We start from the raw sequence: 12,844 nt of genomic DNA on the forward strand, positions 1-12,844 counted from the left end.
TAATTGGTAAACAATCGTGACCGAAAATTGCTGCAACAGCGAAGAAAGCTTTACGGCGACGCAGAAAATTCTTAAAAGATACTCCCGAGAGCTATCGGGGAATTCAAAATGTCAGACTTCAAGAAAATTCTAATCGCCAATCGCGGTGAGATTGCTATTCGCATCATGCGAGCCGCAAACGAAATGGGCAAGAAAACTGTTGCCGTCTATGCCGAAGAAGACAAACTCGGCCTGCACCGCTTCAAAGCCGACGAAGCCTATCGCATTGGCGAAGGCCTTGGCCCCGTGGCCGCCTATTTAAGCATCGAAGAAATCATTCGGGTTGCCCTGATGGCTGGTGCGGATGCGATCCACCCAGGCTACGGCCTCCTCTCTGAAAACCCCGATTTTGTAGACGCCTGCGACGCTGCGGGCATCGCCTTTATTGGCCCCAAAGCCGAGACAATGCGCGCCCTAGGCGACAAAGCCAGCGCGCGCCGTGTTGCGATTGAGGCGGGTGTGCCCGTCATTCCCGCAACCGAAGTCCTTGGCGATGATATGGACAAGGTACGCCGCGAAGCCGCAGAAGTTGGCTACCCCCTCATGCTCAAAGCGAGCTGGGGTGGCGGTGGCCGTGGCATGCGTCCGATTTACGGCCCAGAAGAAGTTGAAGAAAAAGTCCTCGAAGGGCGTCGCGAAGCCGAGTCTGCGTTTGGCAATGGCGAGGGATACCTCGAGAGAATGATCCAACGCGCCCGCCACGTTGAGGTCCAAATCCTTGGCGACAAACACGGCGGCATGTATCACCTGTTTGAACGCGACTGCTCGGTACAACGTCGCAACCAAAAAGTCGTTGAACGCGCCCCTGCCCCATATCTATCTGAGAAACAGCGCGCCGACATCTGCGCCTTAGGTCGCAAAATTTGCGCCCATGTTGGATATGAATGTGCGGGAACCGTCGAGTTCCTGATGGATATGGACACCGAGGAGTTCTACTTCATCGAAGTAAATCCCCGCGTTCAAGTCGAGCATACAGTCACCGAAGAGGTCACAGGCATCGACATCGTGCAGGCGCAAATCCTGATTGCTGAAGGTAAAACCATTGCTCAAGCGACCGGAAAAGCCAGCCAAGAAGATATCGTCCTAACGGGCCACGCGCTTCAATGTCGCGTGACAACAGAAGATCCGCAAAACAACTTCATTCCAGACTATGGCCGCATCACTGCCTATCGCAGCGCCACAGGCATGGGCATCCGTCTTGACGGCGGCACGGCCTATTCTGGCGGCGTCATCACCCGTTATTATGATAGTTTGCTGGTAAAAGTGACCGCCAAAGGCCCAACACCCGAGGCGGCGATTGCGCGTATGGACCGCGCCTTGCGCGAGTTCCGCATCCGTGGCGTGAGCACCAACATTGCCTTTGTTGAGAACCTTCTCAAGCACCCGACCTTCCTAGACAACAGCTACACCACGACGTTTATCGACAACACACCAGAGCTGTTCACATTCAAAAAACGACGTGATCGGGCCACCAAAATTCTGACCTATGTTGCGGAAATTACAGTCAACGGCCATCCAGAAACCGCTGGAAGACCAAAGCCTTCGGCGGACCAACGTTCGCTCGCTCCCCCCGCACTCAAAGGCACGCCCGTCATTGGAACGCGCAACCTGCTAGAAGCCGAGGGCCCACAGGCTGTGGCCGATTGGATGACCGCGCAAACGAAACTTTTGATCACTGACACGTCCATGCGCGACGGGCATCAAAGCTTACTTGCCACGCGGATGCGCTCGATTGATATGATCCGTGTTGCACCGACCTATGCGGCAAATCTTGGATCGCTTTTCTCTGTTGAATGCTGGGGCGGCGCGACATTTGATGTGGCCTATCGGTACTTGCAAGAATGCCCATGGCAACGGTTGCGTGACCTGCGGGCCGCGATGCCGAACGTGATGACGCAAATGCTTTTGCGTGCGTCGAACGGTGTGGGTTACACCAACTATCCTGATAATGTTGTACAATCCTTTGTCAAACAAGCCGCCGAAACTGGTGTCGATGTCTTCCGCGTCTTTGACAGCCTCAACTGGGTCGAAAACATGCGCGTAGCGATGGATGCTGTTCAGGAAGAGAACAAGGTCTGCGAAGGCACGATTTGCTACACGGGCGACATTCTCGATCCCGACCGCGCAAAATATAACCTTAAGTATTACGTGGAAATGGGCAAGGACCTCAAATCGGCGGGTGCCCATGTACTCGGCCTAAAAGATATGGCTGGCCTCCTCAAACCAACCGCTGCAGGCGCTTTGATTAAAGCTCTCAAAGAAGAAGTCGGCCTGCCGATTCACTTCCACACACATGATACCTCCGGCATCGCAGGCGCCACAATCCTTGCGGCAAGCGAAGCAGGCGTTGACGCCATCGATGCGGCAATGGATGCATTTTCGGGCGGCACCAGCCAACCTTGTCTTGGCTCCATCGTCGAAAGCTTGCGTCACACACCGCGCGAAACTGGCCTCGATATCGGCTCAATCCGCGAAGTCTCAAACTATTGGGAAGCGGTGCGCGCACAATATACGGCCTTCGAGAGCGGCCTCGCAGCCCCCGCCAGCGAAGTCTATTTGCACGAAATGCCCGGAGGCCAGTTCACCAACCTAAAAGCACAGGCGCGCAGCCTTGGCCTTGAGGAGAGATGGCACGAAGTTGCGCAAACTTATGCGGATGTGAACCAGATGTTTGGTGACATTGTGAAGGTTACGCCCTCGTCAAAAGTCGTTGGTGACATGGCGCTTATGATGGTTTCTCAGGGACTTAGCCGAGCAGAAGTCGAAAACCCCGAGGTGGATCTATCCTTCCCAGAGAGTGTCGTCGACATGATGCGCGGGAATTTGGGCCAACCTCCGGGTGGCTTCCCGACAGGTATCCAAAGCAAAGTCCTCAAGGGCGAGGCTCCTAACCTGACGCGCCCAGGTGCCGCGATGGAACCCACAGACCTAGAAGCAACGCGGGCCGAACTTAGCGCGCTTTTGGATGGGTTCACCGTAGATAACGAAGACCTCAATGGCTACCTCATGTACCCCAAAGTATTCTTGGATTACATGGGCCGTCACCGCCTCTACGGCCCCGTGCGGGCGCTTCCGACACGGACGTTCTTTTATGGAATGGAACCTGCTGAAGAGATCACAGCAGAGATCGGACCGGGCAAAAAGCTTGAAATTCGCCTTCAAGCCGTTGGCGAAACAACAGAAGATGGCGAAGTTAAGGTCTTTTTCGAACTAAACGGCCAGCCGCGCGTTATCCGTGTTCCAAATCGTCTGGTGAAAGCAAAAACCGCCGCGCGGCCAAAAGCCGTGGATGGCAATACCGACCATATCGGAGCACCAATGCCAGGTGTTGTGGCAACACTCGCGGTAACGGTCGGCCAAGTGGTCCATCAGGGTGACCTGCTCTTGACGATTGAAGCGATGAAAATGGAAACCGGCATTCATGCTGAGCGCGACGCGACCGTCAAAGCTGTCCATGTTACGCCGGGCAGCCAAATCGACGCAAAAGACCTGCTTGTTGAGCTGGAATAGAACCTAACGAGAGAAACATTGCCCGTCGCAAGAGATTGCGGCGGGTATTTTTATGCGCATTCCGCGTCAATCAAACTTACTTTTCAGTATATTCACAATTCACTACGGCAGACAATTCGTTCATATCTACGACCATAGAGCCATCTGACAGCGTAGATTCCAACCAACGCGATTTGGAGGTCCCGCCAAGGTGACTCCGAAAAACGCTTTCCATTAGTTTGGCATGGCTCCGACTCGCGAAAACTTTTGTTTCTCCCCCTTTTTTAAAACAGAGAGTCACGAGTCGATCTTGAGACATAGTCACAGGCTGTCCTCTTCTTTTCTTGAGTGCCACAACGCGGGCAATCTTGTTCCGGTTTGCGCCGAATCCAGTCGGCCCTATTCGAGGTATATTGAACCAACCTTTGTAAAGAGCGCGTAAACAAGAGGTATTTTGTTACGCAGCCCCAAAGACCAAAGTCATGGCACAAAGGCCTATTTCTTGAGCTGAAGCCGCAAACATAGGCACAACCGTCATAAGGCGTGCAAGAAATGCGATCCCGATGGCAATTGTGAGAATTGCCCCGCGGATGGCCCCCGTCCCTCCCGTCAACCCTCTGCGTGACTTGCAAAGACAGTCAATGAGGCGGATATCGCGTCGCATGATAGGGTCGTTTTCCATTAAAAACTTCTCACTTTCTATAAGAGACACACGCGCGAGCGGGCAGTTTCCGTCGCTTAGAAAATAATTTAAATTTTCTGCCAAATTCCCCTTGCGGCCCCCAATCGTTCGGACTAAACCCCTCCTCACCAGACGGTGCGGGCGTAGCTCAGGGGTAGAGCATAACCTTGCCAAGGTTAGGGTCGAGAGTTCGAATCTCTTCGCCCGCTCCATCTGGTCAAACAAAAAACGGCCTTGGGTTTCCGCCCTAGGCCGTTTTTGTTTTTGGTGCCCTATCGTCTTGTCGCAGATTAACGCACTGCGTTTGCCAACGAAAGATTTACCATGTCCAAAATGAAAGCAGTCGTCATACATGAAGCGGGCGGACCCGACGCTTTAAAGATCGAAACCCGCGAGATCCCCACACCCAAAGCGGGTTGGGTTTTGATCCGTGTGAAATCTTTTGGCCTCAACCGTTCTGAATTATTTACCCGCCAAGGGCATTCCCCCAACGTTCCCTTCCCACGCATTTTGGGGATTGATGCCGTGGGCGTCGTTGCGCAATCCGTAGATGGCGTTTTCACCGAGGGCGAAACCGTGGCCACAGCGATGGGGGGATTGGGGCGGATGTTTGATGGCAGCTATGCCGAGTACACATTGGTGCCAAATGCCCAAGTTATGCGCCTGAAAACGACTTTGGCGTGGGATGTTTTGGGTGCCCTGCCCGAGATGCTCCAAACGGCCAATGGCTCGCTTCAGACGGCTTTAAAGGCGCAGGCGGGCGAAACCCTCCTCGTACGGGGCGGCACTACATCAGTGGGTCTGTGTGCTGCCATCCTAGCCAAACGCATGGGGCTCACGGTGATCGCAACCACGCGGCGCGAAGATCGTCGCCAAAGCCTTTTGGACAACGGCGCGGATGATGTCGTCATAGATACAGGTGCAATCGCCCAAGACGTAAAAAAGCGCTATCCTGAGGGCGTGAACAAGGTGCTTGAACTGGTCGGCACAACCACATTGCTCGATTCCTTGGCCTGCACGGCCCGTGGGGGATCGGTTTGCATGACGGGCATGGTTGGAAATGCATGGGAACTGGCTGCCTTTAGCCCGATGGGCGCCATTCCAACGGCGGTAAATCTGACCACTTATGCGGGGGGCAACGAAGACTTTTTGGCAACTCCGTTGCAAGACATCGCTGATTTGGTTGTCGCCGGAAAGTTCAATGTTCCAATTGGAAAAGTCTTCAAAATTGACGACATCGTTGCCGCACATACCGCAATGGAGAACAACACGGCGGGCGGTAAAATTGTGGTCGTGACCTAGAACCTCTACTGCAAGATTTGGAGACGTTTTCTGCCCGTTTTTCTATTGACGGTTGTTGGTTCAAGTCATTCACGCCAAACTGCTCATATCGTCCCCTCAACGCGAAAACGGTGATTTCATGTCGAAACTTAAAACATCAGTGGCCAAAATGGTTGCGACTGCACGCGCGCGCATCCAAGAGATTGAAACCAAAGACGCGATAGCATTGGTCAACGACCCAAACGTCGTGATCGTCGACCTTCGAGATGTGCGTGAACGTCAACACTCGGGCTTCATCCCCGGCAGCTTTCACTGTCCGCGCGGGATGCTTGAATTCTGGATCGATCCAGAAAGCCCTTATTTCAAAGAGATATTTGCCGAGGACAAGAGATTCATCTTTCATTGCGCATCGGGGTGGCGCTCTGCCCTTTCGGTGTCCATGCTCAAGGATATGGGGTTTGAAGCCGCCCACCTAAAAGAAGGATTTTCGACGTGGGAAAAGCAGGGGGGACCTGTGGAATTTGCTCAAAGAAAACCTTAGACTATTCCCTAAAAAGACCGCCCAAGGCTATTTCCCCCTGAGCGGTCTGTCTTCATGAAATCGGGCCTATTCGGCAGCGATTTTATCCTGTGTGGACGTCGTAAAATCGCTCGCGTCATGCCGCTCTAGCAATTGTTCCGAAGGCTCACCCCACGCACGGTTAACCATTTTGCCACGCTGGAACGCGGGACGATCATAAATCTCGTTTGTCCAACGGTTGAGGTTCTTGTAGCTTTCAACGTCAAGGAATTCCGCAGCGTCATACACGAGCCCCTTAACCAACGCGCCATACCACGGAGCCGTCGCGATATCCGCAATGGTGTATTCGTCGCCCGCAAGAAATTGTCGATCGGCAAGGTTTTTGTCAAGAACATCCAATTGGCGCTTGGTTTCCATAGCAAAACGATTGATCGGATACTCAAACTTTTCAGGAGCGTAAGCATAGAAATGCCCGAAACCGCCGCCGAGATAGGGTGCGGAGCCTTGTAGCCAGAACAGCCAATTCAAGGCTTCAGCCCGTCCGGCGGGATCTTTGGGCAGGAATGCTCCGAATTTTTCAGCGAGATAGAGCAGAATTGCGCCACTCTCAAACACGCGTGTCCCCGTGGCTGTATCCAACAAAGCGGGAATTTTGGAGTTGGGGTTGATGTCGACAAACCCGCTTCCGAATTGATCGCCCTCTTGAATATTGATTAACCACGCGTCGTATTCCGCGCCTGTAAAGCCCGCCTCAAGAAGCTCCTCGAACATCACCGTGACTTTGACGCCATTAGGTGTCGCAAGCGAGTAAAGTTGGAACGGATGTTTCCCCACTCTAAGCTCTTTGTCATGGGTTGCCCCAGAAATCGGACGGTTGATACTTGCGAACTTTCCGCCATTTTCAGTGTCCGGCGTCCAAACTTGGGGGGGGGTATATGTCATTTCATTCTCCGCTAACGTTGACGGTGACACGTAATACTTCATCGCCAAAGTACAAGAACCTTGGAGTGCATTATGAGGGGAAGCCGATGATAAAGCAGTATTATTGTGCTAAATCGCGGCCAACACGCCGTGCGCCCTAATTTTTTGAAGGTGTTGCGTGACGTTTTTCGCAAATGTTTCGGATTTTGCGACAGCGGCTGGAAGTAAATTTGGCAGTGCAAAGATATCTTTCACCAAGGACTCGGCATTTTGGCCATGCGCTGCATAAACATCTGCCAACTCTTCCTCACGAGGGTCACGCAAGGCGTACTCTGTGCCACTATCATGGCGTCCCGAAGCGTATCTGATCCAACATGCGGTCGCAAAAGCAAACGTATCTATGTCGCCCCCTTTTGCCAAGACTTCCGCTGCAGGTTCGAATATCCGCTGGCGCATTTTCTGGGTTCCATCCATCGCAATTTGATAGGTTTCATGCGCGATGTTGGGATTGCCAAATCGTTTTATCAGCTCCGTCGCGTAGTTGTTAAAATCAACACCTTCGAGGGGAGTTAGGGTCTCGCTCGCAGCCTGCAAATGCGCGGCAACCTTCTTGGCAAGCCTTGGATTATCCATGACATCGCGCACATAAGTACAGCCCGACAAATAGCCCGCATAGGCCAGCATTGAGTGGGCACCATTGAGCATACGAAGCTTCATTTTCTCAAAAGGCTCAACATCTTGAACCAAGATAGCCCCCGCATCTTCCCATGCGGGGCGGCCATTACAGAAATCATCTTCGATCACCCACTGGCTAAACGGTTCCGTTTCAACAGCGGCGAGATCGGGATGGCCCAAAGCCTGCTCCACCTCGGCAAAAAAACTGTCCGAACTGGCGGGTGTAATCCGGTCTACCATTGTCGATGGAAACCGTACATGAACCGAAATCCACCTGGCCAAATCTGGGTCCACGCGGTGGGCAAACTCCAGAACCCCAGCCCGAACCAGAGCGCCATTATTGGGCAGGTTATCGCACGAAAGGACCGTGAACGGGGCCGTCCCCGCGGCACGACGCACAGCAAGGGCGCGGGTGATGAGGCCGATGGCCCCCGTGGGCAATTCGGGGTTTGCCAAATCCTTTGCGATCTGCGGATCGGCAAGGTTCAGTTGCCCAGTTGAGAGATCGACACCATAGGCTTTCTCGGTGATCGTCAAACTGACAATACGGGTCTGAGGCCGCGTCATCGCATCTAAGATCGGTGCCACGCCCCGTTGGCCCGCAAGAACACGGGCAACGCTGCCAATCTCGCGGAAAACCGGTGGCTCGCCGCGCTGATCGGAGCGAACCACAAGGGTATAACGCCCCTCTTGAGCGTTCATTGCGTCTGCGACCTCTGTGCTGCGCAAACTGACCCCCAGAATGCGCCAATCGCCGCCATTTTTTGCTAGAACACTGTCTGTATAGGCCGCTTGGTGCGCACGATGGAACGCGCCAATCCCGATATGAACAATCCCGACATCCGACGCGCTTGGATCATACGCACAAGGTTCGCTATGCATTATTGTCACGCGCATCTGTAGAGAGATTTGCAAAATCCGAGGACAATGCAGCAATCACCCCGCGTAATTCCGCCAACCCGCGCAGGCGCCCCGTAACGGGATAACCTGGCTGTTGAGGGCGCTTAAAATCATCGACCATCTCGTGACCGTGGTCAGGGCGCATGGGGATATTCCAATCTTCACGGCCTTCCGCTCGACGGCGTTTTTCTTCAGACAGGACCGCCGCAATCAAGGCGACCATATCGGTGCTCCCGCCCAAATGTTCTGCTTCGTAAAAAGAACCGGGAAACATGTCGCTCTCACGTTGAACGTTGCGCAGATGCAGGAAATGCACGTGAGGGCCGAGCCGACGCATCATCCCCGCCAAATCGTTCTGCGGGTGCACGCCAAGCGAGCCACTACACAAGGTGATACCATTCGCAGGGCTATCCACAGCGGCAATCAATTCGGCATAATCCTGTTCCGTCGACATGACGCGCGGCAAGCCAAGCAGCGAGAACGGCGGATCATCCGGATGGCAGCAAAGCCGCATTCCAAGGCGCTCGGCTGTAGGCAGAACTTCCCTGAGGAAGGTGTATTGATTGGACTTCAAACGCTCGGATGTAATGTCGGAATAGGAGCCAAGCAGGGCTTTAAAATCGTTAAAAGTCAGTTCTTGGTTTGCCCCAGGAAGGCCCATCACAATATTCGCCATGAGCGCCTGTTTGTCCGCATCCAGCATAGTGGCATGGCGCGCGGTTGCGGCCTCAACCACTTCGGCGGGGAAATCGCTTGCCGCGTCGGCACGATTGAGAATGAAGATGTCAAATGCCGCGAAATCAATCAGATCAAACCGCATACAGGTTGCAGTATTATCTAGACGCCACGCCAAATCGGTGCGGGTCCAATCTAATATCGGCATAAAGTTGTAACAAACCGTTTTGATGCCCGCCTCCGCGAGATTTTCGAGACTGGTTTTGTAAGCTTCAAGATGGGCGCGCCATGCTCCGTCTTGCTTTTTAATATCCTCGGATACAGGCAGGCTTTCAACGACATCCCACTTGAGAGACGACGGCGTGCCATCACTGCGGGTCGCAATTTCAGCTTGTCGTTTCTCTATTTCCGCACGGGTCCAAACTTCGCCGTTTGGTACGTGGTGCAAGCCGCTGACAACGCCCGTTGCCCCTGCTTGCTCGATTTCTTCGATCAGGGTGCAATCCTTTGGCCCAAACCATCTCCACGTCTGCTTCATACCAAATCCTCATATCCATATGTTCGTTTTGCCAATCGATACGCGAGATCAATCGCCACTTCGACAGCTTCATCTTCCAGCAAACGGTGCTCGGCAACTTGGGTCGCTAGATACGCGCAATCCACGCGGCGAGCCATATCGTGACGCGCGGGAATGGACGGGAACGCGCGCGTGTCATCGTTAAATCCCACGGTGTTATAGTATCCCGCAGTTTCCGTCGTAAGATTTCGGTAGCGCATCATGCCGTCTGGACTGTCCGAAAACCACCACGCCGGCCCAAGCTTGAGGCAAGGATAGGCAGCCGCAAGAGGCGCCAGTTCCCGCGCATAGGTTGATTCATCCAAGGTAAACAGGATAATACTCAGGTTCTTTTCGTGTCCCAAGATATTGAGCAACGGTTTGAGAGCTTCGACAAAATTCACCCGCTTCGGTATATCAAACCCCTTATCCGACCCGTATCGCTTAAAGACATGCGGGCTGTGATTTCTGTCAGATCCGGGATGAATTTGCATAACCAACCCGTCTTCAACACTCAGCCTTGCCATCTCGGTTAGCATCTGGCCGCGGAACATCTCTTTTTGATCTTCGGTCGCAGTTTGCGCAAGGATTTCCGCATATAGATCGCGGCAGGCTTGTTGAGTTAAATCGCAGGTTGTCGCACTGGGGTGGCCGTGATCGGTGGCCGTTGCCCCCGCCTTGATAAAATCCTGTCGACGTTTTTGATGTGCGCGCAGAAGCCCGCCCCATGTTTCGGTGTTTTCACCGGTAATTTTTCCGAAACGCTCAATGTTTTCAACAAAGCCAGAGATATCGGGATTTGTCACAGCGTCTGGTCGATAGGTGGGCACAACCCGCCCGCTCCATGCACTCTCTGCGATACTTTTGTGATGTGCTAGGTCATCAAGACAGGAATCCGTTGTGGCAAGAACTTCAATATTGAAAGCCTCATAAAGGGCTCTCGGGCGGTAGGCTTCTTGGTTCAACTTCTCGGAAATTTGATCATAAGCAGCGTCGGCGATTTCAGGACGCAAAGGCGCTTCAATGCCAAATTGATTTTCCAAAGTATAGTCCATCCAATGGCGCACGGGCGTAGAGCGAAACAGAGTATAATTTTCTGCGAATAAACGCCAAATTTTGCGGCTGTCCATTTCAAATGCTGCGCCATCCAGCGTGGGAACGCCCATAGCGGAATGGGGTATCCCCTGTGAAACCATCATGCGGATGATATAGTGATCCGGAACGATCAAAAGCTGTGCAGGGTCTGCAAAAGGCGCATTGCCCGAAAACCAACTCGGGTCCGTGTGGCCATGTGGGCAAATGAGGGGCAATGCCTCTATTTCATGGAACAACCGCTGTGCTATCGCGCGTGTCGTTGCCTCAACGGGGAAAAAACGATTTTCATTGAGCACTGTTGTCTCCTACTGCTTCAAAGGCTGAATTGATGTGTCTATTAATTAGGGCCTGCGCCAACTCGCTATCTTTGACGCGTAAAGCTTTGATGATTTCCAAATGCTCGCCAAAGGCAACATTAATCCGCAGCGGCAAATTTGCGGTAAGCATGATACGCGCACGATCGGTGTGGGCCTTGACGGAATGCGCAAGACGCCACGCGGAAGGGATGCCTGCCAACTCCGCCAGGGCCTCGTGAAATTCCTCGTCGCGTTTGAAAAATTCGATGTGGTCGTCATGGGAAACCGCAACCCGCTGCAATGCGACACTGGCATCTAACGTCCGTAAATCCACGTCTCTTTCGCAGATTTGTTTGACGACCTCGCGCTCTAGCGATCGGCGGATAATAATCCCTTCGCGGACCCGCGCTGCATCAATGGGAGCGACTATTGTGCCAACCTTGCTTTTTGCGTGGATTAATCCCTCGTCGATCAACCGCAAGTAGGCTTCGCGCACGGGAGTCCGGCTGACACCAAACCATTGGCTGAGATCGGTTTCGTTGATGGGGGTTGAAGGCTTCAAACACTCAACGATAATATTCAGGCGCACAATATCATAGATCTGCGCGCCGATTGGACGCGACCGATCAATCTCGGAGTCCAACAGCCTCTCTGGCGAACGGATATGAATACTTTGGGACATACGACCTCACTTCGCCCCTTCTTAGCACTCATGTATACATGAACACAAGCAGCACAAGATACCCACATCCGCAAACCCCGCCCACGTACATTTATAGGATATTTCCGCTTTTTAGTGCTCTAGAAGACAAAATCATTTGCGTCTAGCTCTGCTGGAAGAACGTCGCGCAATGTTATAGTCGTATTGGAAAATTGTACGATGGTGTCGTCACCAAACCGCGTAAGTGTCAGATCGCTGAATTGACGCGCGCCCGCACCAATTGCGACAATGTCGACATTGATAGAGAAGTCGGAAATGGTATCAGAGCCTGTACCCGTGGCAAACACAAAGGTGTCAACACCAGCGCCGCCGTGCAATGTGTCATTTCCCAGGTTACCCGACAAAGTATCGTCACCAAGACCACCAAAGAGAAAGTCGTCTCCACTGCGCCCATAGAGGGTATCATGCCCCGCTCCCCCCCAAAGACTGTTGGCATTGTTGTCGCCCAGCAAAAGGTCGTTAAAGGCAGTCCCCATTATATTCTCGACCGAAGAATAAGTGTCACCCGTAGCCTCGCCAGTGTTGGCAATTTCATAATAGAGGTCCACGCGCAGGCCGCTAGATGCGCTCGAATAGTCCGCTATATCAACTCCCCAGCCACCAATAAGCGCATCCGCCCCGAGGCCGCCATTCAGACTGTCATTACCCATATTACCCGACAAAGTATCGTTACCAAGGCCACCAAAGAGATGGTCATCCCCATCGCGCCCATAGACGGTATCATGCCCCGCTCCCCCCCAAAGACTGTTGGCAATGTTGTCGCCCAGCAAAAGGTCGTTAAAGGCAGTCCCCATGATATTCTCGACCGAAGAATAAGTGTCACCCGCAGCCTCGCCAGTGTTGGCAATTTCATAATAGAGGTCCGCGCGCAGACCGCTAGATGCGCTCGAATAGTCCGCTATATCAACTCCCCAGCCACCAATAAGCGCATCCGCCCCGAGGCCGCCATTCAGACTGTCATTACCCATATTACCCGACAAAGTATCGTTACCAA

The 12,844-nt window shown here is 53.2% G+C and carries 10 protein-coding genes and 1 tRNA gene; 4 read left to right on the forward strand and 7 right to left on the reverse strand.

Features of this window, described 5'->3' with window-relative positions; genetic code table 11:
- Positions 1–108 precede the first annotated feature (108 nt).
- Positions 109–3,549: a pyruvate carboxylase gene (locus AB9F26_RS12575; RefSeq protein ID WP_369768195.1), complete on the forward strand. Its 3,441-nt coding sequence runs from the start codon at positions 109–111 to the stop codon at positions 3,547–3,549.
- Between the two features lie 436 nt (positions 3,550–3,985).
- On the opposite strand, the gene AB9F26_RS12580 is transcribed toward AB9F26_RS12575, so the two are convergent.
- Entirely contained in the window at positions 3,986–4,210 is a 225-nt protein-coding gene (locus tag AB9F26_RS12580; RefSeq protein WP_335585856.1) for a hypothetical protein, read from the reverse strand.
- 137 nt (positions 4,211–4,347) lie between these two features.
- On the opposite strand from AB9F26_RS12580, the gene AB9F26_RS12585 reads away from it, so the two are divergent.
- The 3 genes from AB9F26_RS12585 (at position 4,348) to AB9F26_RS12595 (ending at position 6,032) form a co-directional block, all read left to right on the forward strand.
- Positions 4,348–4,422, forward strand: a tRNA-Gly gene (locus AB9F26_RS12585).
- 112 nt (positions 4,423–4,534) lie between these two features.
- Entirely contained in the window at positions 4,535–5,512 is a 978-nt protein-coding gene (locus AB9F26_RS12590) for a zinc-binding alcohol dehydrogenase family protein (protein ID WP_369768196.1), read from the forward strand.
- A gap of 118 nt (positions 5,513–5,630) precedes the next feature.
- The gene (locus tag AB9F26_RS12595; protein WP_369768197.1) at positions 5,631–6,032 is read left to right on the forward strand and encodes a rhodanese-like domain-containing protein; all 402 of its coding nucleotides are present in this window, start codon (positions 5,631–5,633) and stop codon (positions 6,030–6,032) included.
- A 66-nt stretch (positions 6,033–6,098) separates the two neighbouring features.
- Here AB9F26_RS12595 and yghU read toward each other — a convergent pair whose 3' ends face one another.
- The 6 genes from yghU to AB9F26_RS12625 all read right to left on the reverse strand — a co-directional run.
- Positions 6,099–6,953, reverse strand: a complete 855-nt coding sequence (gene yghU, locus AB9F26_RS12600; RefSeq protein ID WP_335585853.1) for a glutathione-dependent disulfide-bond oxidoreductase — start codon at positions 6,951–6,953, stop codon at positions 6,099–6,101.
- A gap of 108 nt (positions 6,954–7,061) precedes the next feature.
- On the reverse strand, positions 7,062–8,489 hold the full coding sequence (locus AB9F26_RS12605) for a mannitol dehydrogenase family protein (RefSeq protein WP_369768198.1): 1,428 nt from the start codon (positions 8,487–8,489) through the stop codon (positions 7,062–7,064).
- Positions 8,482–9,720: a mannonate dehydratase gene (uxuA, locus tag AB9F26_RS12610; RefSeq protein ID WP_369768199.1), complete on the reverse strand. Its 1,239-nt coding sequence runs from the start codon at positions 9,718–9,720 to the stop codon at positions 8,482–8,484. Before uxuA ends, AB9F26_RS12605 begins: the two co-directional genes overlap by 8 nt.
- A complete protein-coding gene (gene uxaC / locus AB9F26_RS12615) occupies positions 9,717–11,129 on the reverse strand; it encodes a glucuronate isomerase (RefSeq protein WP_369768200.1) in 1,413 nt (470 codons plus the stop codon). Before uxaC ends, uxuA begins: the two co-directional genes overlap by 4 nt.
- The gene (locus AB9F26_RS12620; RefSeq protein WP_369754658.1) at positions 11,119–11,811 is read right to left on the reverse strand and encodes a GntR family transcriptional regulator; all 693 of its coding nucleotides are present in this window, start codon (positions 11,809–11,811) and stop codon (positions 11,119–11,121) included. The genes uxaC and AB9F26_RS12620 overlap by 11 nt, the downstream gene beginning before the upstream one ends.
- Positions 11,812–11,930: 119 nt before the next feature.
- On the reverse strand, positions 11,931–12,844 hold a 914-nt coding region (locus AB9F26_RS12625), incomplete at its 5' end, for a calcium-binding protein (RefSeq protein WP_369768201.1).

Origin of the sequence: Falsihalocynthiibacter sp. BN13B15, from assembly GCF_041205415.1 — a bacterium.
GTDB lineage: Bacteria > Pseudomonadota > Alphaproteobacteria > Rhodobacterales > Rhodobacteraceae > Falsihalocynthiibacter > Falsihalocynthiibacter arcticus.

Excerpts from the sequence above, each read along its gene's own strand:
- yghU (WP_335585853.1), bottom strand. The coding sequence starts at position 6,953 with ATGACATATACCCCCCCCCAAGTTTGGACGCCGGACACTGAAAATGGC.
- AB9F26_RS12580 (WP_335585856.1), bottom strand. The coding sequence starts at position 4,210 with ATGGAAAACGACCCTATCATGCGACGCGATATCCGCCTCATTGACTGT.
- uxuA (WP_369768199.1), bottom strand. The coding sequence starts at position 9,720 with ATGAAGCAGACGTGGAGATGGTTTGGGCCAAAGGATTGCACCCTGATC.
- AB9F26_RS12605 (WP_369768198.1), bottom strand. The coding sequence starts at position 8,489 with ATGCATAGCGAACCTTGTGCGTATGATCCAAGCGCGTCGGATGTCGGG.
- AB9F26_RS12575 (WP_369768195.1), top strand. The coding sequence starts at position 109 with ATGTCAGACTTCAAGAAAATTCTAATCGCCAATCGCGGTGAGATTGCT.
- AB9F26_RS12590 (WP_369768196.1), top strand. The coding sequence starts at position 4,535 with ATGTCCAAAATGAAAGCAGTCGTCATACATGAAGCGGGCGGACCCGAC.
- AB9F26_RS12620 (WP_369754658.1), bottom strand. The coding sequence starts at position 11,811 with ATGTCCCAAAGTATTCATATCCGTTCGCCAGAGAGGCTGTTGGACTCC.
- AB9F26_RS12595 (WP_369768197.1), top strand. The coding sequence starts at position 5,631 with ATGTCGAAACTTAAAACATCAGTGGCCAAAATGGTTGCGACTGCACGC.